Raw genomic sequence first — 18,115 nt, 5'->3', positions numbered from 1 at the left:
GACTCGTATGGTAAAGCCGACAGATCAATCTTAGAGCAATAGCTCTCTGATGCCACCAACTTCAACTGCTGGTATATCTCTGCTAACTACAGTTCTTTTATCGACAGCTAAATGTTGGTGCTCTGACTATCTTTGTCTATATTAACCCATGCCGCAACTGACAATTGAATCCTCCAACCGAATGGAAACAATTGATATCACAGATGATGTGGCGGCGGCGATCCCAGAGTCAGTTACCGACGGTATCTGCTCCGTGTATGTCACACACACGACAGCCGCAGTAACCGTTAATGAGAATGAATCAGGCCTACGTACTGATACAGAATCTTTCTTACACGATCTCGTTCCCTCTGCTGGGCACAAACACGATACTATCGACAATAATGCCGATTCTCATCTGCGTGCGACGCTGATTGGACCTGACGTGACTGTCCCGGTTCGGGATGGATCATTGGCACTTGGCACTTGGGGATCAATCCTTTTCTTTGATTTTGATGGTCCACGAAGACGAACCATCGAAGTCACTGTGGTCGAAAAATAGTATCGTACAACCGTTTTACGGAAGATTCGAGGCGAACGCCTCGCGCTTCAGCGCGGGGAGGATGTCAAAGTTTATCTGGACAAACAGAGAATTCCTCTTAGCCTCGGTTCCAAGAACGTCTTTTGTCGTTCTGTAGTTGTTGCCGTACTTCTCACCAACGCTTTTTCTCACTCAAGCAGTCGATCAACAGCCGATCGTGCTGCCAGTGCTGCATCATTTGCGACTTGATCTGGGTCGCCATGATCTGCATCAAGATAGATATCGACTTCAAGAACGTCATCCTCAAAATGAATCGTAATATCGATATCGTTGATCTCTGATCGCTCATACCGAGAGAAAATCACGTTCTGCGCTGCATCTGACGCGGTTTCAACCACGCGTGTGTCATCAATTTCGCTCATAAGTAATTGTCACGTGCCATGTTGTTTTGTGTGGAATAGTCAGCAGGCTGTTCTGTACATAACTAAGGACATAGAAGTAATAAACATCCGTGTTCCAGCTGCTGCTATGATCCGGTATTAAGTTCTGAAAAAGAAAGAAGAACCGTTACGTTAGGATCCGCCCATTGGGCCGGCACCGCCGCCGAGGCCGCCTCCGAGGAGATCTTCAAGCTCTTCCTGTAGTTCTTCGAACTGGTTCTGGACCCGTTCTTCCTGTTTCTCAAGAGTTTCGACGCGGATTTCAAGCGTGTCAACCTTGTCTTCAAGACTGTCTTTGGCGTCGTCGTATGACGTCTGAACGAACAGCTCGCCTACTTCACGATACATTGTCGCATCGTCATCAATACCTTCGAGCTCGTTGAGAGCTGTCTGTGCGTCCTGAAGCTGCGTTTCTGCTTCGTTCTTCTGAACAGCGACTTCCTGTGCAGTCTCTTGAAGGTCCTGTAATTCTTCGACTTTCTCCTGTGCCTGAGGCGGTAGACTACCTTGCATACACAAATAATCGTCCGCCAAACACAAAAACCTCCCCATTGCCAACGTCATCCGGTAATCAAGAAGATGACCGCACTTCGTCTACAGAGAGACAGCGAGAGTGCCTCGGGGCTTGACCCCGAGGTACTTCACCAGTCACCCGGCAGAAACAGCGTCAGATGTTTTTTCTGCGGCTTTTAGTAGTGAAAACCAAGTGTGTTTCGCTGCCCGAAGTGCTCGCGGATCTCTCGCATCAATTTTAATAACCACCGTTGCTTTGTTTTGGCTTATTGTTGCCGTTGCTCTGTCACCCGTGATTGTCTTGGTCTCAATAACAATTGCATCATGAATTACCGATGCAATTTCAGTAGAGTCGTAAGTGCAAGAGATCGTGGCTGTATGATCCATCTACTTGACGTCGACTTCTTTGACGTCGGGGCTTCGATCCTTCAATAGGACACGGTGTCCGCAGTATGGGCATCGAACACCGCCATATTCATCAACCGTTACATCCCGTTTACAGCGTGCGCATTTGTAGCTCATTCGTCCTCAAGTGCCGTTCGGATTGAACGGGTAACAGCCTCTCCGGCTGGGGTTTCTGGTTTATAACATCCGCCTGCGAAGCGATAGCCGCATTTTCCACATTCCCAAATTCCAGTTCCAGCGCGTGACACCTTCTCTGCGCCACACTCCGGACAGACGTGATCTTTGTTCATCTCAGACTCAATCTCGGAAACGCGCTTTCGAGCAACACGACCATATCGTGCCCCGAATCGACCTGCGCTTCCTACACTACGTTTACCCTTACTCATAGTACAGCATTCTAACTCCGTTCTGTAAATAAACCCTTTGTATTTTCTTTTGCAATGTCTGTTCTTGATTCGCCATTTGTACTTAGCGTGATATGCACAGAACAGTGATATATGTCAGAAAAAGAAATTTACTGCAATCCTGCTTCTACAAGTGCTTCATTGAGGTCATCTCGGACCCGTTCTCCTGACTCAATATCACGAGCCGTTGTTACAATTCTGTTTTCTTGTACCGACGATCCATCACGCAAGAGCAACCGAACATTTCCTCCGTTATCAGCACGCGTCACTTTTGCTCGCAATCCTGACTGTGATCCAGTCCCTCCTGCATCAATCGGGCCCGGAATTACCTTCTTAACGTGGGGATGTTTCGCTACGGTTTGAATTGCTGATCGACCTTTTCGCCCACCAATGACTGTTGTGTGAGATCCGCCGATCTTGTCTGCTGGATCAGTTTCAACTACATCGAGTGCGCGGTCCCCATGCCGCTTCATCGCTGCTTCGACGGGGTCGTCGTCATCGATACGAAGCAATTCGTATCGGCTTTGCCCGTTAATCGCCTGTAATACCGTTCGGTTTCCAGCACCGTATACTGTCTCTGGACGCTTTCGATGAACTTCATCAGCAACACGCCCAGCGAAATTTCTGAGCTCACGTCGCTCATCTTCCCCGTCTTCTATAGTTGTCTGTATCGTTGTTGTACCGAGTTTTGTTTCCTCATTCAAGATCGTCAATTCTGCGCGTTCTCGAGTTGTGTCAATTACAACTGTATCTGCGTTTGCCGTTCGACAGACCAGACAGTAATCGCCTGGCTTCTCCAGCGGCGACGCACACTGCTCACATTCCATAGGTTTATCACGTTCATATGTAGCAGCCTTCAGAATAGCCGCTATCTGTTACTATATCTGTACGTTTAGCACTGTCTTGACATTTTATATTCTTTCTGCCTGAAATCGGATAAGTAAAATATGCCGATGGTAACAACTGTCATCGAAAATATAACCTTTTCATTCACTATTCGATCCGTAATTGCACATGGGATGGGCTTGGTGTGCGTTCTGAGCTGAATAACGAATTCGCACTACCTGCACCTGAACAACTGACAGCAGGAAGTCAACCAAGTTCTACTGGCGGTGTCTTGAGATACTCCCGCATTACAACAGTCGCATAGGATCCTTTTGGCAAGGCAAACGAAAACTGCAATGGGTCTTGTGTAATTTCTGGCTCAACCGGCAGAAAGATTGCTCGCCTTGTCCCTTCTGAAGCCCAGTCATCTGGTAGTGCAAATGATCTGGTATCAATGTCAAACGCTTCAAGCACATCGCGCTCAATTTCACCTATCTTCCCAGATCCAAGATCCGTCTCTGTTCCAACGAGTGGTGCAGTAATAAACGCTCGCTGACGCTTACAGTGTCGGCTGACAGTTTCTACACGCGCTTCTGACACTGTCTGTGTACGGTCCATATCAGGGATAACAACGCCCTCAGGTGCTGACCGATCCGCAAAACAAACGACATCTCCTGGCACTGGCTCTACAAACGAGATCCCTTCCTCCAGACGACGGGAAAGAATTTGGTTGAATATATATGACTGTACTGCATGCACAAACAGTCGCTGCAGATTCCATGGAAGTGTCTCGATTGCCTCTTTATGTGATTTCCCTTCAATCAATGCATGCACGAGTGTCCGCTCGTAATCTAATCGATTTGGTAACACATCAAGCGCTTGTTGTAGTTCACTGGCAGCAAGGTGTGATCCTGCAGTTTGCCGTATCTGCTGGGTTTTCTCTGGTTCCGTCTCTGCTGGCTCAGCAACATACGTTCGCACAGCATCTTCCCAATCTCCCCGAAGAATCGACAGCCCTACTTCATGTGTAATTGGCCGCATGCTGCCAAACCGCTGTTGTCCAAAGTAGTTTGGAACGCCGACCGTCTCATCTCCAAATGTCTCAAGTTCGTCTGTGATCTCTTTCGCGTTTTCTGGTCTTTCGGGATCACTCACTGTGATTGTAAACTGGTTCCCAGCGAGATCTCCAAATTCAAGTGCTCGTCCTGCTCGCCCAACGATATCAATTTCGACACTCCTTCCGAGCTCAACCTCAGTAATTGCTTCCGGATCAATGCCTTTGATTGAGAACAACTGCGTGCTAACAGCTCGTTTGTCTTTGGTTCCCGCCCAGTCAATTCGCTTTCGACTGATTCCCAAACGGCTCGATAGTGCCTGTACAAACTCGTTTGTTTCACGATTGTACAACTGCGCCCGAATAATGAGATACGGATATGCGCCTGCATCTGCACCGGCAGGCTCAGTGTCAAATTTCTCAATTTCTGTGACAGCAAAATCATCCGGCTGTGCTCGCATTCTACCTCCTACGCCGGTTGTTTCACTCACGTAGTATTCTATCCCGATGGCTTGCTCTGATGGATATGATTCATTCATCGGTATAGCGATAACGAGCCTGTTACACTATCTACATCTGCTTCTGCTGCTGGCCCAACAGCCAGTGCTGTTACCGTTCCTGGATCTAGCTGCGTATGTCCTGCATCACGAACAATAGCGTTTGGGAGACCGCTCCGTTTTGCTTGCTCTGCAAGCTCGAACAGCTGCTGTTCGCCTTCCCCTTTGAGTACGACTTTCTTTTGTCCGCCCTGCTTCCACTGTCGCTGTTGTTGCTGATCTGCGTCTTCGTATGCTTGTAAGGATGCATGTGCAACCTGTGCTGCAAGTTTCCCAGTTCCCATCCCAATGTCTTCTCGAGCAACGATTGCTTGTTTCATATCGTATTTTCACACACCGATCCCTATACCAGTTCTGACAGCAGATCTCTGCCAATCTTTACGACACCACACCTGCTTGAATCAAAATCTGTCTCGCTGGTATGCGGAAAAGCAAGAACAAAATTATTACTGTCTTGTTGCTCGTTGGTTATATTATGATCCTCTCTGACCGGGACATTCTTCGTCGGCTTGAAGATGGGGAACTTCATATCGAGCCGCTTGACGAACCTGACCTACAGATTCAACCTGCGAGCGTTGACCTTCGACTTGGGCGCACGTTTCTTGAATTTCAGCGAACGAATATCCCATGTATTCACCCTGAAAGCGATGAAGAGATTGATGAATACGTCTCTGAAACCGTTGTCGATGATGGCGATGATTTTGTACTCCATCCGGGAGACTTTGTCCTTGGAACCACTCGAGAACGTGTTGAAATCCCAGCTGATTTGATTGCACATGTTGAGGGCCGATCCTCCCTTGGTCGATTAGCGATCGTTGTCCATGCGACTGCTGGTCTCTGTGACCCGGGCTATGAAGGACAAATCACACTTGAATTATCTAACCTCGGTGCTGCTCCCGTCGCACTGACGCCCGGTATGCGAATCTCTCAACTTACGTTTACGGAACTAACTTCCGAAGCCGAGCGTCCATATGGAGATGAACGCGGGTCAAAATATCAAGACCAGTCCGGTCCACAAGCCTCTCGCATCGGCGGTGATCGTGAGTTCGGAGGTGACCAGTAATGCAATTTATCGAGGAAGTCGTTGTTGACGAATTCCTCCCAACTGTTCGATCAATGCTTGCTGAACGACTCAGTAAACAGGACTTTACCCAACAAGAAATCGCTGATATACTTGGCATTAGCCAGAGTGCCGTCTCGAAGTATATCCACAATGAAATCGACACAAACGGACAAATCCGCGATCACCCTCACGTGCAAGAGATCGTTGAAGAAATCTCTGAGGGACTCGCTTCGGATACAATGAGCAATGTCCAGGCGCTTGTTGAACTTGAAATTCTCATCCGAGAACTTGAATCGGGTGATGTCTTGGCGACACTCCACGAAGAGCGCATGCCAGCATTGACCGACTACAATGGAAAACGTATCCATGATCCTGAAAGTCGCCTCCGTCTTCAGGAACAAACCCTTGCCTCGCTTCGGCGCGGTCTACGGATGCTTGAAACGACATCCGGGTTCTCACAATTAATCCCCAATGTCGGTTCGAACCTCGTCTCTGCGCTTCCAGATGCCGACGATGTAAGCGCTATCGCCGGGGTTCCTGGACGAATTTTTGATATCAAGGGTCAGACGACAATCCCTGCTGAACCGGAATTTGGTGTCAGTGAATACGTTGCTACAGTATTGCTTGCTGCACAGCGTGGTGGCAGTGATGCGAGAGCAGCACTTAATATCGCTTACTCACAAGAAAACCTTGCACACCTTCGAGATGTCGGACACGAGGCAGTTGAATTTAACCCTGAACTGTCGGCCGAAGTTGCCGTTCAAGAAGCAATTGAGAAAAATCCTTCTGCCACGATTGTGTATCAGACCGGCGATGTCGGTGTTGAACCAATCATCTATATTCTTGGAGATACCCCACCAACCGTAGCAGAAACAATTCGTCCACTCTGTTAGCTACTCTTGGACACTCGTTCTGTTCTCAATTCCCGAGCGATATCAGCACCGGCCATTTATTTATCGTGGATCTGATTATTCTGTAATTTGAATATCGTCTATGATTTACTATAAATAAATTTACTAATTATCCTACTTTTGGTAACAATACGTTACAGTACCGAAAGAAAACTAACGTTTTGATACGAACTTCAGCACCAATGTTAAAATAAAACATTTTGATATTTCACTTATTTTCCCCCGCATTTTCTAGATATGATTAATCTTATTCACATTGTGGGATTCATATTAGATTTTACCTCATATTACTACAAATCTATCAATATCAAACATAACACTGATAGTACGACTGCACAAACATAGTGCCGATGCGAATGTATGCATCAAAATTAATACGCAGATCAGTTGTCCAGAGAGTCAAACCAAGACGTCGTTGTCGATTGAAGATGCATTCTCTCTACCCATGCAAGTCCCGTTTAGCCAAGTCTGGAGGAACAACGCAGCTTACTGATGGTGAGAAAGTATGGCTGGTGGATTAAAACGGGATCTTGGGCTAGGCGCTACGACGGCGATTGCTATTGGTGCAATGGTTGGGTCGGGGATTTTCATCCTCCCCGGTATTGCCTACAGTGAAGCCGGTGGTATGGCTGCCGTCTGGGCGTTTGTTTTTGCTGGTGTTCTTGTTCTTCCTGCTGCAATCTCTGCCGCAGAAATGGCAACTGCGATGCCAGAAGATGGTGGTCCATATCTATTCGTTGAACGGGGGATGGGCCCGCTAATGGGAACCGTTGCCGGTGTCGGAACGTGGCTTATGCTCTCTCTAAAAAGCGCACTTGCTCTTGTCGGCGGAGTACCATATTTGGCTCTTCTCAGTGGTGCATTAGCCGGTTCATTTTCATTCCTCGGTCTTAGCATTGATGCTGTTATTATCCTTGCACTGGCACTAGCCGCTTTGTTTACTGCCATTAATGTCTTCAGTGCCAAAGGTTCTGGAAGCTTCCAGTTTGCCCTTGTTGCGATTTTGATGCTTGTTCTGTTTGCCTACATTGGGGCTGGTACATTTGATGCAGATTTCGGTGCCTATGGGTTCAGTGACTTTGATCCTGTTACCGGAGGTATTGTAGCTGCAACTGCTACGATTTTTGTTGCGTTCGCGGGTGTGACGAAGGTTGCGGCTGTTGCCGAAGAGGTCAAAGATCCTGGAACAATTATCCCACAGGCAATGATTGGGTCCGTTGTTATTGTGACGTTAATGTATGCGCTAACTGTTCTTGTTTCATTCCTCGTTATTGATGTTCAGGCGCTTATTGAGGCACCACAAGACATCTTATGGCAGGATGATTATGTATATCCTGGTGAGGCAGATGCTACAGGAGCACTGTCGAGCGACGGTGAGGGTGCAATCATTGCATTTGCTGCCGCTGAATTCCTTGGTACGATCGGTGTTTTAGCAGTCATTGTTGCCGCCTTGCTGGCGCTTGCTTCCACGGCAAATGCCGGTTTGCTCGCTGCATCTCGCTTCCCACTTGCAATGGCTCGTGATGGTGTGTTCCCATCCCCACTTGACAATGTCAGCGAGCGATTCAACACGCCTGTTCCAGCTGTGTTACTCACTGGTATTGTAATCGGCGTGATGGTGTTTTTCCCAATTCAAGCAGTTGCTTCGTTTGGAAGCGCATTCCAGATTCTTGTATTTATTTTGTTGAACCTTGCAGTCATCGCCTTCCGACGTGGTGATGTTGTTGACTATGAGCCTGAATTCACCTCTCCACTGTATCCATGGGTACAAATCTTCGGTGCAATTGGTGGTCTCGTTGTTCTATCACAGATGCCTACCAGTGCAATTGCTGGTGCACTTGGTATCGCCGTTTTGGCTGTTATCTGGTACTTCGTCTACGCACGAAAGAATATGGATCACGACAGCCCGGGACTACTTGAACGAATGAACTAACATTAGTACAATATCCTCTTTTGCAGAATCAATACTCAATACTGGACTTCGCACATGGAACTGAGTGTCTCTTTTGGCTACAGCGATTCTGAATAATAAACAGCGCGGCTACTTTGAAATACGCGGGAACTTTGACCGCCACACGGACGTCGGCACAACAGATGGAATCCGGCTATCTTGGTTCAGCGTATCATCAACGACTGCCTGTGCTACGTGTTCTCCACTGAGAATACACATCGGCATTCCAATCCCTGGATTTGTGTAGGCTCCAACATAGTACAGTCCGTCAACATCCGGCGAACGATGTGATGGTCGAAGTGGTCCTGTCTGGTCAAGCGTATGTGCCAGTGCCAGTGCAGTGCCCTTTGGTGCATTGAAGTGTGTTGCGAAGTCTGACACACATGCTTCCTCTTCAAGTACAATGTCATCCCGGAAGTCAACTCCTGTCTGTTCTGCTAGATCCTCCAAGATGAAATCTCGATATTGCTCACGAATCTCTTCACCATCATCAAGTCCGGCTGCAAGCGGCACAAGAATGAATACAACTTCATGTCCATCTGGGGCGACAGTGTCGTCCGTCTTTGATGGAACGTGTACGTAGTACGCTGGATTGTCTGGCCAGCGCGGGTTATCGAAAATGGCGTCGAAATGTGGCCTCCAATCTTCTGGCAGCACTAGCCCGTGATGTTCTAACTCGTCGATTTCACCCTCTACACCGAAGTACATCAGGTACGCAGACGGAGCATACGTACGAGATTCCCAGTATTTTTCCCGGTTGTTATACTTCTCTGGGAGGAGATCTTTTTCCACATGTGGTGGCGCTGCGTTGCTAACGACGTAGTCCGTTTTCCGTTCTGTGCCATCAGCGGTTGTAACTGTAAACCGCTTCTGTACAGTCGGCTTGTCTGCTGGTTCGATTGCCGTTACGTCTGCTTCGGTTTCGACCGTAACACCGAGATCTTCTGCAAGTTCAGTAAACCCGTCAATAACACTGGCAATGCCACCTGTCGGATGATATATACCGAGGTTCATATCGACGTGGCTCATCAGCGTATATATCGCCGGGGTGTTGTACGGCGATCCACCGAGGAACACCAGCTTGTACTCTAGTAACTGGCGAAGCTTTGGATGTGAGAAATAATCTTGGACATAGTCGTCCATCGTTCTCAGTTTGTTGACTGCTCTGGCTGACTTGACTAGATCAAGGTCAATCATGTCTCGGATCCGGGATCGGCTTGGGTACACAAACCGTTCCATCCCAAGCTCATACGCTTCAGCCGAGTCAGCGAGATACTCATCAAGCACTTCACCGGCACCGTCCTCATATGACTCAAATAGTTCTCGCTGTCCCTTTCGATCAATTGGCATTTTGGCATAATCGCCATCTTTCCAGTAAACTTCATATCCCGGATCTAGCCGCTCTAGCTCGTAGAAGTCGTCTGGCTCACGGCCAAAGTGATCGAAGAACCGCTCAAACACTTCTGGCATTAAATACCAAGACGGACCCGTATCAATGCGAAACCCGTCTTTTTCAATTCGCCCTGCGTATCCGCCAGTATGTTCATTTCGCTCAAGAATCGTCACGTCTGCACCAGCATCGGCAAGATAACAGGCGGCCGAAAGTCCGCCAAATCCGGCACCGATGATGGTGATATCTTCACCGCCAAGGGGACTGCCAACTGGACGCTGCATTGTGTACTTTAACTACGTACTCTCGGTACTTCTGTGTTCCCTATTCGGCTAATTGGACACGATATAACACGAGAGAGAAAGAAGTTAAGCGCCTGCTACAGGTTAGTCGTCTGCCGGAGCTGGCGCTGTTGTCATCTCAACTGGACTCGCTTCAACCCCGAGCTCATCAAGTGCTAACTGTGCTGCTCGCTTGCCGGAAACAAGCATTGATCCGAATGTTGGACCCATTCGTGGAAGGCCGTGAGTTGTTGCTGTCGCCATTCCAGTAGCTATCAGCCCATCATGCACAACGCTAGTGTGCTCAACAACTGCATCTTCGGATTCACCCACCCACATCGAACCATGTCCCGGGGAATCATGGCCAGGAGCACCGTACTCGCCTTCGTCAGTTTGGTCCATTCCCGTAGCTGTCTGTGCGTCCTCAACACCCGGTGCATCGATAACTCCTCGTTCATGCAACTTTGAGACAACCATTGCGTCATGGCCTGTTGCATCGATTACGAGGTCGGTTTCAACTGCGATTGGATCAACACATGTCAACTCCCGTGGCAACGAGTGAATCGGTGTCCAGTTCATGACGATTCCTGACACTTCATGATCATCCCGAATAACGATATCAGTGAACTCCGTCATGTTCTGAATCTTCGCTCCAGCATCGCAGGCAGCCTTGATGAGTGCTGATGTTGCATGTGGCCCTGCAGCCACATGCAGTCCGTCTTGCTCTTCTGCGGGCTTATAGTCGACTCCAAGATCATCGAGAATCTCTTGGGCAGGCTCTCGGACTGTGATTTTATTCATTAAAAAGCCGCCGAGCCAGAACCCACCACCGAGGTAGTTGTTCTTCTCGACAACCATTGTTTTGACCCCGCGCTCCGAGAGCTCTTTGGCGGCCATTAGTCCTGATGGGCCTCCTCCGACAATGATCACATCACTTTCTGTAAAGTCCATGAATTCGTCTGTCCACTCGGATGTGATTGCTTGCGTTACTTGTGCCTCACTGGCGGAACTGAATTGATCAAATCCTTGCATACCACTCGTTAATATTTTCTGTTAATACTTATGACTTGTGCGAGATTTTGTTAGCGATGCGGACTTTGAGCCTCGAATCAGGATATGGATAATCGACTGAGGGCACCAGCAAGTTGCCAATCGATCCGACTGTTTTGAGGAGGCCAGCAGTACTCCTACTATGTTCGAATACATTGTATTAGGCATGAGTACATCGATTAGAATCAGTGAGGAAACAAAGCGGAAGCTTAAAGCCGTAAAGCGGACAGATGAGACGTTCGACGAACTGCTGACCCGCCTTGCAGTGGACAGAAGTGAACTACCCCTGCCCTACTCGCTCCTTGAGGACGGGGGCTTAGCGCCTGAAATTAGCTAAACAAAGACGCCACATCGTCAATAGCCCAATAAAAGAGCTTGCTGGATTCTCCTTCGGGAGGGATGTCAAGTGCTGATCTTAGCTCTCAGGCTTTGATTCTCCGGTTCGAATTCGATCTTCTGCTGCTGTAAGATGACTTTCTGGATCGAAGGAATTGACTATCTCTTGTAAATTCGACTCGGAGCGACCCTTAAGGTCCTGGGCATGTTCTGTGATATTTGGCACTGCTCGGAGGATATTATCAACAATCGGGATATCTGCTGTCTGTGGTGAGCGGGAAAGTGGATTTAGATCAATAACAATCTCGGTTTTCCCCATTGCGTCAAGTGCCTCTGCGCGATCCCCATCTTCTAGCGGAACAAGAACAACATCCGCACTGTAGATACCATCTTCGTCAACTAATCCCCGTCCGTGATCTAATTCTGGAATCTTAGCATCGGCATCGAGCCCTTTGAGATCAGTGGCTCCATGTTCTTTCAGGTGGTCCGCAATTCGCTGTAGACGCTCATCGGTCCGATTGAAGAGATTTATCTCAAGATCTGCATCGACCGCCTCTGCCAACTCGGTTATTTCGCTTGGAACGAGTGCAGCAACATTCCCATTAACCGAGAGAACTGGTTGATCAGCTAGTAGCAATTGTGCAGCAGCGGCTTTTTCGGCTGCATCTGCAGTTGGAATTGTTGTTTCTCCAAGTAAGTAATCAAATGCACTACCGCGCCCTTCAGCATGCATACCCTGAAGATGTGTAATCCCTTTTTCGACACCTGCTTCAATTCGATGCCGCGTAATCAAATCCTGATATCGCGGGTGGTCTTCAGGAATCTCTTCCTCGCTGTCTACTTCTGGCGGTGCAGAATTCTTCGTGCTTGCATCCTCCCCGTGCACGCCTGACACGTCACCTGTCAGCACTCATAAGTCGTCCGATTTTTGTGTCAATCGAGCTCCACTGTGGTCAATTTTGGTAACAGCGGGATCATAGCCGGCGTTTGAGAGCCCCCTATCAAGAGCGATCACGGTCTGTCCAAGCATCGACATCATTGCCGTTCCGCCATTCTCATGGACTGCCTCAATTGCCTCCTGCACTGTTGGCGTATAGAGGTCAGCTTCGCGTGCAAACTCTTGGCTGCATTCAAACAACTCCTCAATGGTCGGTGAATCAAGCAATCGATCGAGTGCATTTTCTCCAGCCTGTGACAATGTGGTTGTGTCGCCTGTCAGTATTTCAGCTGTTGACAAGTTTCCGAGTGTGATATATTCAAGCCGTTGTGTTGCAGGAATGCCGTCAAGCATTCCGGTTGCTCCCGGTTCGATACGAACTGGGACGCCTCCTCGTGCCTGAGCTACGACATCCCCCAATCCGGTCCGTGCCTTGACTTCAGCTACATGTGAGAGTCGAACCAGTTCCTGCTCACTCTGGTATTCCTCTGTCACTGTTGCTGCAGTAAGTGCTGTTCCCAACGCTGCGGCCCCAGAGACACCAAATCCAGAGCCAATTGGTAGCTGCGTTTCAATCTCAACTGTTACGGTCGAGTCAAACCTTTCAAGCACGTACTCAACCGGCTCGATCGTTGCCTCGCGTCCGTTCAATTTGACTTTTTCCAATGGCGTCTCTTTGGCGCTAACGGTGACGCCATCCTGAAGTGCAATTCCAGCCCCCCGTGACCCGGCCTTTGCTGGCTGAGATGCCTGATGAACGCTAAAGAATCCAGTTACGTGGCCGGGTACCGTTGCATGTGCTTCCATAGTTACTGTGTTTTAGTTATAATGTATTATTCTCCTGCCAGTTCCCCTGCCTTGGGCGTCGCTACGGTGACAGTCGCTGTCGATCTCGTGGGAATAGCACTGCTTCGCGGATGTTGTCAAGATCAAGCATTGTCATCAATAACCGCTCGGCTCCCATACCAAACCCAGCATGTGGCGGCATGCCGTATTTGAACATCTTCGTGTAGTAATCGAACTCCTCTGGATCAAGTCCCTGTTGTCTGAAGCCTTCTACCAGCTGTTCGTATCGATGCTCACGCTGGCCACCTGAGACCAGTTCCATCGATGGATGCATCATGTCGAAGCCGGTCGAAATATCGTCACTTTCATCCATAATGTAGAATGGCTTGATCTCGCTTGGCCATTCTGTGATGAAGTAGTGTTCACCAACGACTTCACCCAGTGCACGTTCTGCTTCTGTCGATAGGTCATCGCCCCAGACAAGCACATCGTCGAGTTCGCCCGTTGCATTTACCTTCTCAATTGCCTCTTCGTAGGTTAGTCGTGGGAACCCGGATTCTGGTACGGTAAACTCGTCTGCAATGCCCAGTGCTTCCAGTTCATCACTGCATTGGGAGTCTACTGCCTCATATGCTGCGATGATAATCTCTTCTGCGACATCCATTGCCTCGTCTGCGCCACAGAATGCGCCCTCAAAGTCAATCGATGTTGCCTCATTCAGGTGACGAGGTGTGTTGTGTTCTTCCGCACGGAAAATTGGACCAATCTCGAAGACACGCTCGAACCCACCGCCAGCACACAGCTGTTTGAACAGTTGTGGGCTCTGGTTCATGAACGCTTCCTCACCGAAGTATGTAATCGGGAACAGCTCAGTACCACCTTCTGTTCCTGTAGCGACAATCTTCGGTGTAGTGATTTCTGTACACTTTAGTTCGCGGAACTGCTCTCGAACTGCGCCGAGCACAGCAGACCGGATTTCAAATACGGCCTGTACCTCTGGTTTTCGTGTATCAAGCGTTCGATTATCGAGTCTCGTTGAGAGATCAGAGTCAACCTTCCCAGACGGGTCAAGTGGTAGCTCTGGGTCTGCTTCAGCAATAACCTCAACCTCCTCTGGAACAACTTCAACACCTGTCGGTGCTCGAGGCTCTTCCTCAGCTTTCCCTGAAACCTGCACAACACTCTCCCGTGTGACATCGGTTCCGGTTTCAACGAGCTCGTCGTCCATCTCATCTTTTTCGAATTTGACTTGAATTTGTCCCGTTGTGTCCCGAACAATTAGAAATGCAATGCCACCAAGATCACGGATCTCATGTGCCCAGCCAGCAACTGTTACCGTCGTTCCCGGCTCGACATCTGCCGTATATGTACGCTCGTCCATACTCCAATATGGGCTTCGCTGTTGTAAAAAGTCGCCGTTTCCAGTTGTTTCCTCTATAACTGAGCCAAAACCGGGACTGTTCAACCTGTGCTCTCAGTCTCTTCATCAGTCTTTTTCCCTAACCGTCGCCCCGATCACCAATGCTGCCCCAATGATCGCGAGGTTTTTGAAGATATACTGCCCTTCCATTGTGAGCCCGTACGGGAATTGTGTGAAGACCTCTCCCGGCAATACGACAATTGGCAGGAACGTCCCAGGCATCTGCAGAAATAACAATGCAATCCCGACTCGAATTAATGGCTTGTACAAGAAACAGAGTCCAATTGCAACTTCCCATATCCCAAGAATCGGAATAAATACCTCTGGCGGCAGAAAGAATACTGTTTGTTCGACAAGTCCTGTTGCTGGACTTTCATTGATGACTTTGAGGCCTCCAAACCAGATGAAAATAACCGCAATTGATCCCCGTAATACAGTTATTCCTCGCTGGCTCATCCAATGTGTGATCCGTTGATCAATACTGTCCAACCGGCCACTGCTTCGCCAGATTGCGTCCAGTCTGGTTCCATCCATATTATAGGTGCCTATTGTTTGAACTGACAAAAGCGTGAAGTAACGCGCAACTCTATAGACCGAGATGACTATGTGTCGTGTGATGCATGTCGAAGCACCTCCTCGGTAGTATACCGTGGATATTGCTGGGTTAACCCGTAGCCCATCGCCCATCACTGATGACTTGGACGGGGACTTAGCCTGCAAGGGGTTAAACCCATCTGCGCGGTTCCTAACTCATATCGCATCCCTTGAAAGAGGGTTGTGTAACTGTTACAGAATTCAGTACCTATAAGTATTCACCAGTAGTAAACAGTAACATCAGGATGCCACGGTCGTACTCGATTGGCGAGTTCGCGGACGAACTCGGTGTCCACCCACAGACCGTCAAACGTTGGTGTCGCAACGACGATCTCAACTACACCCGAACACCCGGCGGTGAACGACGAATACCACATCGAGAACTTCGCCGACTTGCTGGCGATACTCGTCCGACAGACCGTGTTGCCCTCTACGCCCGCGTCTCAAGCCACGGCCAGAAAGACAACGGCGACCTCGACCGCCAACTCGACCGACTCACAGAATACGCTCACGACCACGGATGGAGCGTCGAAAACACCTATACCGACGTTGGAAGTGGCCTCAACGAAGACCGTCGTGGACTCGACTCGCTCCTTGATGACGTACAAGAAGCCGACTACGGACGCATTCTCGTCACCTACGAAGATAGACTTACTCGCTTTGGCTTCTCGTATCTCGAACGGTATTTCGACTGCTACGGTGTCACCGTCACCGTCATCGAAGACGAGACGGACAAATCAGCACAGGAAGAACTCGTCGACGACCTCATCAAGCTCGTCGCCAGCTTCAGCGGCAAACTCTACGGGATGCGCTCCTCGAAAAAGAAACAGGTTGTCAACACCGTCGAATCTGAGGTGAAACCCGATGAGTGACCACCTTTCACTCCCAATTCGCTTGCCAGACGAGGAGGACAACCGATTCGAGCGACTGGCAGCACTCACCCGTCGTGTCGCCAACCATGTCCTCGAAGACCACTGGACTCCAGTCCAGGTGAACGGGATTGCTGACGCATCGCATCAGGCGTGGAAATATTTCGATGAACACGAACCGTTCGAAGCACTCGACCTGTATCTCCCCTCGCGGTTTCGACGGTGCATCTTGCAGAAAGTCGGTGAAACGCTCCGAAGCCACGCCGACCGCCGAGACGCCTTTCAGTCCATCCAGAGCGTGTTGCCCGACCATAAAATCCGACGTATCCACCGTCGTCGCATCAAAGAACAACTCTGGGATGACGGTGACTACCTCTCGTCGGGATACGTGGACATCCTCATCGACCAACTCAACAGCTACTACGACCGTCATGGCACGTATCCTGCCACGTATTTCGAAATGCAGGACTGTCCAGAGTACGATAGCGGCGTCTTGCCGTTCTCTGCGGACGACGGCCCAACCAGCGGCCAAGCCGTCAAATACCAGTATGACGCCGACAGTGAGACGCTGACCATTCGCCTCAAGACACCGGACACGCTGTCGCCGGAGACACGAGGTGACTGGTCGTGGACAGAGTACGAGCGTGACGGCTACGAAGCGTTTCATGACCTCCTCGCTCACGGCGATCTCTCGGCTCCCGAGTTTCAGCCCTCCCGTCGAAAGACCGGTGACACCTATTACGAACTCTCCTTTCCCGTCGAAGTCGAACACGCGGAGACGGCTGACGGCACAGACTGTGTACTGGCGCTCGACGCCGGGATGCGAAAAGACATGACTGCCGTGGTGGCCACAGACGATGGTGAGCAACGATCCACGCCACAGTTCATCCAGTTCACAGACCGCGAGAAGATGCGACGACTGCACCGCGAACGCACCCGCCTGAACGACCGCCTTGCCACGTTGCGCCGTGACGGTCGCTCGCATACTGACGAGTTCGCTCATATCCACAGTGAGTACGAGCGAGTGAACAGCAAGATCCAGCACAAGCGCGAGCAACTAACACACGACGTAGCCAACCAAGTCCTCGCACTTGCACTCGCCTACGACGTAGACGCCATCGTTCACGAGGACTTGCGGTCGCTCTCCCCGCCGAGCGACGAAGGCACGTTGTCGTGGGAATTGTCATCGTGGGCGCGGCGGGACATCATCGAAAAAATCGAATACCGGGCAGAGTGTGCCGGCCTCACTGTTGAACGAGTCTATCCACAGGGGACGAGCCGGTCGTGTCCCCGGTGTGGCTCAACCGGCCACACCTGCAAATCGCCCGACCACCAGAAAGAACAGTGGTGGGGCGGACACTTCCGGTGTGACAACACCCGGTGTGGGTTCGAAGGCGACCGGGATTACATCGGGGCGCTGAACGTGGCTCGCGTGTTCTTCAGCGAGACGGACGGGCTAGACCACGGTTTCACGTCCTCCTACACGGGGGATTCTGAAATCGTGCTAGCTGGCCGTTCCGCTGGTGAGCAGTCCGATGGACTGCGATCCTCGTCAGAACTCGCTTCTGACGCTGGCACGCGGCTCACATTCGGGCGTGGCGTTCTTGCCTACGAACCCGATCAGGCAGAGGCGACCACTGGTGGTGGGTCGGCTGTCATAGCGCCCGCTGTCGCCTTGCCCGAGTCGAATGCGGATGGTAGTGATGGACGTGGCCCAGTCGTCCAACAGTGTACCCGTTTCTTACGGTGTACTACTGAAAGCTACTGAAAATTGGAACGGTGACCTGTCTGGTAGTGCTACGTTCTTGG

23 protein-coding genes are annotated in these 18,115 nt (G+C 50.0%); 7 read left to right on the top strand and 16 right to left on the bottom strand.

The window, feature by feature from the left end; all coding sequences use genetic code 11:
• Positions 1-148 precede the first annotated feature (148 nt).
• Positions 149-541: a secondary thiamine-phosphate synthase enzyme YjbQ gene (locus K0C01_RS03230; protein WP_221170616.1), complete on the top strand. Its 393-nt coding sequence runs from the start codon at positions 149-151 to the stop codon at positions 539-541.
• Between the two features lie 15 nt (positions 542-556).
• Here K0C01_RS03230 and K0C01_RS03225 read toward each other — a convergent pair whose 3' ends face one another.
• From K0C01_RS03225 to pth2, 9 genes are all read right to left on the bottom strand, one after another.
• On the bottom strand, positions 557-712 hold the full coding sequence (locus tag K0C01_RS03225; protein ID WP_221170615.1) for a hypothetical protein: 156 nt from the start codon (positions 710-712) through the stop codon (positions 557-559).
• Positions 709-942, bottom strand: coding sequence for a DUF3194 domain-containing protein (locus tag K0C01_RS03220; protein WP_221170614.1), 234 nt, complete (start codon positions 940-942; stop codon positions 709-711). The genes K0C01_RS03225 and K0C01_RS03220 overlap by 4 nt, the downstream gene beginning before the upstream one ends.
• Positions 943-1,092: 150 nt before the next feature.
• Complete coding sequence (locus K0C01_RS03215) at positions 1,093-1,473, bottom strand: prefoldin subunit beta (RefSeq protein WP_221170613.1); 381 nt, start codon at positions 1,471-1,473, stop codon at positions 1,093-1,095.
• Positions 1,474-1,608: 135 nt separating this feature from the next.
• The gene (locus tag K0C01_RS03210) at positions 1,609-1,860 is read right to left on the bottom strand and encodes a KEOPS complex subunit Pcc1 (protein WP_221170612.1); all 252 of its coding nucleotides are present in this window, start codon (positions 1,858-1,860) and stop codon (positions 1,609-1,611) included.
• Complete coding sequence (locus K0C01_RS03205) at positions 1,861-1,995, bottom strand: DNA-directed RNA polymerase subunit P (protein WP_221170611.1); 135 nt, start codon at positions 1,993-1,995, stop codon at positions 1,861-1,863.
• Positions 1,992-2,264 (bottom strand): 50S ribosomal protein L37ae, encoded by a 273-nt coding sequence (locus K0C01_RS03200; RefSeq protein ID WP_221170610.1) that lies wholly within the window; start codon positions 2,262-2,264, stop codon positions 1,992-1,994. The genes K0C01_RS03205 and K0C01_RS03200 overlap by 4 nt, the downstream gene beginning before the upstream one ends.
• A gap of 128 nt (positions 2,265-2,392) precedes the next feature.
• Positions 2,393-3,109, bottom strand: coding sequence for a DUF2103 domain-containing protein (locus K0C01_RS03195; protein ID WP_221170609.1), 717 nt, complete (start codon positions 3,107-3,109; stop codon positions 2,393-2,395).
• Between the two features lie 265 nt (positions 3,110-3,374).
• The gene (truD, locus tag K0C01_RS03190) at positions 3,375-4,700 is read right to left on the bottom strand and encodes a tRNA pseudouridine(13) synthase TruD (protein WP_221170608.1); all 1,326 of its coding nucleotides are present in this window, start codon (positions 4,698-4,700) and stop codon (positions 3,375-3,377) included.
• Entirely contained in the window at positions 4,697-5,038 is a 342-nt protein-coding gene (pth2, locus tag K0C01_RS03185; RefSeq protein WP_221170607.1) for a peptidyl-tRNA hydrolase Pth2, read from the bottom strand. Before pth2 ends, truD begins: the two co-directional genes overlap by 4 nt.
• A gap of 155 nt (positions 5,039-5,193) precedes the next feature.
• Between pth2 and dcd the strand changes: the two genes are divergently transcribed.
• From dcd to K0C01_RS03170, 3 genes are all read left to right on the top strand, one after another.
• On the top strand, positions 5,194-5,781 hold the full coding sequence (gene dcd, locus K0C01_RS03180) for a dCTP deaminase (RefSeq protein ID WP_221170606.1): 588 nt from the start codon (positions 5,194-5,196) through the stop codon (positions 5,779-5,781).
• Complete coding sequence (locus tag K0C01_RS03175; protein ID WP_221170605.1) at positions 5,781-6,674, top strand: thiamine-phosphate synthase family protein; 894 nt, start codon at positions 5,781-5,783, stop codon at positions 6,672-6,674. Before dcd ends, K0C01_RS03175 begins: the two co-directional genes overlap by 1 nt.
• 523 nt (positions 6,675-7,197) lie before the next feature.
• Positions 7,198-8,625, top strand: coding sequence for an APC family permease (locus tag K0C01_RS03170; protein ID WP_221170604.1), 1,428 nt, complete (start codon positions 7,198-7,200; stop codon positions 8,623-8,625).
• A 108-nt stretch (positions 8,626-8,733) separates the two neighbouring features.
• On the opposite strand, the gene K0C01_RS03165 is transcribed toward K0C01_RS03170, so the two are convergent.
• Both K0C01_RS03165 and K0C01_RS03160 read right to left on the bottom strand, forming a co-directional pair.
• Positions 8,734-10,317, bottom strand: a complete 1,584-nt coding sequence (locus K0C01_RS03165; protein WP_221170603.1) for a bifunctional phytoene desaturase/3,4-desaturase — start codon at positions 10,315-10,317, stop codon at positions 8,734-8,736.
• Between the two features lie 102 nt (positions 10,318-10,419).
• Positions 10,420-11,346: a sulfide-dependent adenosine diphosphate thiazole synthase gene (locus K0C01_RS03160; protein WP_221170602.1), complete on the bottom strand. Its 927-nt coding sequence runs from the start codon at positions 11,344-11,346 to the stop codon at positions 10,420-10,422.
• Between the two features lie 184 nt (positions 11,347-11,530).
• Here K0C01_RS03160 and K0C01_RS03155 point away from each other — a divergent pair, with 184 nt between their 5' ends.
• A complete protein-coding gene (locus K0C01_RS03155) occupies positions 11,531-11,701 on the top strand; it encodes a DUF7557 family protein (RefSeq protein ID WP_221171276.1) in 171 nt (56 codons plus the stop codon).
• A 78-nt stretch (positions 11,702-11,779) separates the two neighbouring features.
• On the opposite strand, the gene K0C01_RS03150 is transcribed toward K0C01_RS03155, so the two are convergent.
• The 4 genes from K0C01_RS03150 to K0C01_RS03135 form a co-directional block, all read right to left on the bottom strand.
• A complete protein-coding gene (locus K0C01_RS03150) occupies positions 11,780-12,586 on the bottom strand; it encodes a 4-phosphopantoate--beta-alanine ligase (protein WP_221170601.1) in 807 nt (268 codons plus the stop codon).
• A gap of 24 nt (positions 12,587-12,610) precedes the next feature.
• Positions 12,611-13,444 (bottom strand): pantoate kinase, encoded by an 834-nt coding sequence (locus K0C01_RS03145; RefSeq protein WP_221170600.1) that lies wholly within the window; start codon positions 13,442-13,444, stop codon positions 12,611-12,613.
• Positions 13,445-13,505: 61 nt separating this feature from the next.
• Complete coding sequence (gene aspS / locus K0C01_RS03140) at positions 13,506-14,804, bottom strand: aspartate--tRNA(Asn) ligase (protein WP_221170599.1); 1,299 nt, start codon at positions 14,802-14,804, stop codon at positions 13,506-13,508.
• Positions 14,805-14,909: 105 nt separating this feature from the next.
• Positions 14,910-15,377: a hypothetical protein gene (locus K0C01_RS03135; protein ID WP_221170598.1), complete on the bottom strand. Its 468-nt coding sequence runs from the start codon at positions 15,375-15,377 to the stop codon at positions 14,910-14,912.
• 305 nt (positions 15,378-15,682) lie between these two features.
• Between K0C01_RS03135 and K0C01_RS03130 the strand changes: the two genes are divergently transcribed.
• A complete protein-coding gene (locus K0C01_RS03130; RefSeq protein ID WP_221170597.1) occupies positions 15,683-16,309 on the top strand; it encodes an IS607 family transposase in 627 nt (208 codons plus the stop codon).
• Positions 16,310-16,316: 7 nt separating this feature from the next.
• On the opposite strand, the gene K0C01_RS12705 is transcribed toward K0C01_RS03130, so the two are convergent.
• Complete coding sequence (locus tag K0C01_RS12705; RefSeq protein ID WP_255568369.1) at positions 16,317-17,309, bottom strand: hypothetical protein; 993 nt, start codon at positions 17,307-17,309, stop codon at positions 16,317-16,319.
• A gap of 21 nt (positions 17,310-17,330) precedes the next feature.
• On the opposite strand from K0C01_RS12705, the gene K0C01_RS12700 reads away from it, so the two are divergent.
• Positions 17,331-18,074 (top strand): zinc ribbon domain-containing protein, encoded by a 744-nt coding sequence (locus K0C01_RS12700; protein ID WP_255568367.1) that lies wholly within the window; start codon positions 17,331-17,333, stop codon positions 18,072-18,074.
• The last annotated feature ends 41 nt before the right edge of the window (positions 18,075-18,115 follow it).

The sequence above is a fragment of the Salinarchaeum sp. IM2453 genome (genome assembly GCF_019693215.1).
GTDB lineage: Archaea > Halobacteriota > Halobacteria > Halobacteriales > Salinarchaeaceae > IM2453.
Note: the sequence above shows the minus strand (reverse complement) of the source record. Positions and strands in the feature narration are given on the sequence as shown.

Bases quoted from the DNA above. Each gene is read 5' to 3' on its own strand.
- K0C01_RS03135 (WP_221170598.1), bottom strand. From the start codon at position 15,377: ATGGATGGAACCAGACTGGACGCAATCTGGCGAAGCAGTGGCCGGTTG.
- K0C01_RS03195 (WP_221170609.1), bottom strand. From the start codon at position 3,109: ATGGAATGTGAGCAGTGTGCGTCGCCGCTGGAGAAGCCAGGCGATTAC.
- K0C01_RS03210 (WP_221170612.1), bottom strand. From the start codon at position 1,860: ATGGATCATACAGCCACGATCTCTTGCACTTACGACTCTACTGAAATT.
- K0C01_RS03145 (WP_221170600.1), bottom strand. From the start codon at position 13,444: ATGGAAGCACATGCAACGGTACCCGGCCACGTAACTGGATTCTTTAGC.
- K0C01_RS03230 (WP_221170616.1), top strand. From the start codon at position 149: ATGCCGCAACTGACAATTGAATCCTCCAACCGAATGGAAACAATTGAT.
- truD (WP_221170608.1), bottom strand. From the start codon at position 4,700: ATGAATGAATCATATCCATCAGAGCAAGCCATCGGGATAGAATACTAC.
- K0C01_RS03170 (WP_221170604.1), top strand. From the start codon at position 7,198: ATGGCTGGTGGATTAAAACGGGATCTTGGGCTAGGCGCTACGACGGCG.
- K0C01_RS03200 (WP_221170610.1), bottom strand. From the start codon at position 2,264: ATGAGTAAGGGTAAACGTAGTGTAGGAAGCGCAGGTCGATTCGGGGCA.
- pth2 (WP_221170607.1), bottom strand. From the start codon at position 5,038: ATGAAACAAGCAATCGTTGCTCGAGAAGACATTGGGATGGGAACTGGG.
- K0C01_RS12705 (WP_255568369.1), bottom strand. From the start codon at position 17,309: ATGAGCGAACTCGTCAGTATGCGAGCGACCGTCACGGCGCAACGTGGC.
- K0C01_RS03220 (WP_221170614.1), bottom strand. From the start codon at position 942: ATGAGCGAAATTGATGACACACGCGTGGTTGAAACCGCGTCAGATGCA.
- K0C01_RS03130 (WP_221170597.1), top strand. From the start codon at position 15,683: ATGCCACGGTCGTACTCGATTGGCGAGTTCGCGGACGAACTCGGTGTC.
- aspS (WP_221170599.1), bottom strand. From the start codon at position 14,804: ATGGACGAGCGTACATATACGGCAGATGTCGAGCCGGGAACGACGGTA.
- K0C01_RS03165 (WP_221170603.1), bottom strand. From the start codon at position 10,317: ATGCAGCGTCCAGTTGGCAGTCCCCTTGGCGGTGAAGATATCACCATC.
- K0C01_RS03205 (WP_221170611.1), bottom strand. From the start codon at position 1,995: ATGAGCTACAAATGCGCACGCTGTAAACGGGATGTAACGGTTGATGAA.
- K0C01_RS03215 (WP_221170613.1), bottom strand. From the start codon at position 1,473: ATGCAAGGTAGTCTACCGCCTCAGGCACAGGAGAAAGTCGAAGAATTA.
- dcd (WP_221170606.1), top strand. From the start codon at position 5,194: ATGATCCTCTCTGACCGGGACATTCTTCGTCGGCTTGAAGATGGGGAA.
- K0C01_RS03160 (WP_221170602.1), bottom strand. From the start codon at position 11,346: ATGCAAGGATTTGATCAATTCAGTTCCGCCAGTGAGGCACAAGTAACG.
- K0C01_RS03175 (WP_221170605.1), top strand. From the start codon at position 5,781: ATGCAATTTATCGAGGAAGTCGTTGTTGACGAATTCCTCCCAACTGTT.
- K0C01_RS03155 (WP_221171276.1), top strand. From the start codon at position 11,531: ATGAGTACATCGATTAGAATCAGTGAGGAAACAAAGCGGAAGCTTAAA.